This window comes from Mycobacterium sp. DHQP2018-32-09 (genome assembly GCF_058148405.1).
In genome coordinates, this window is sequence record NZ_JBYVYK010000178.1 from 1 (window position 1) to 408 (window position 408).

Consider the following 408-nt stretch of genomic DNA (forward strand, 5'->3'; position numbering starts at 1 on the left):
TGAACACGTCCGCCGAGCCGCCGATCAGCAGATGCGCACTGAAGAAGCCCGATCCGGAGGCGAGCAACGTGGCGATCGTCGTGCGCGGGTCGAAGCGCTTGATCAGCTCCTCCAGGACGAAGACACCGCCGGCGATCGGAGCGTTGAAGGCGGTGGCCAGGCCCGCGGCAGCACCCGCCGCGACCAGGATCTGCAGGTCGTGACGATTCCGCCGGGCGATGCGGCTGACGATGATCCCGATGTTCCCACCCATCTGCACCGAGGGACCCTCCCGCCCCAGGGCCAGGCCCGCTCCCATCGCCAGCAGGCCGCCCAGGTACTTCACCGGCAGGATCAGCGGACTGCCGGGCGGCACCCGTCCCTCCACGACGGCTTCGACCCGAGGGATCCCGCTGCCCTCCGCGTGCG

The 408-nt window shown here is 70.3% G+C and carries 1 protein-coding gene; it reads right to left on the reverse strand.

All coding sequences use genetic code 11. The features are described from left to right. Positions 1–355 (reverse strand): chloride channel protein (locus AC30CM_RS27235; RefSeq protein ID WP_490120012.1); only part of this gene is annotated, 355 nt, incomplete at its 3' end. Between the last annotated feature and the right edge of the window lie 53 nt (positions 356–408).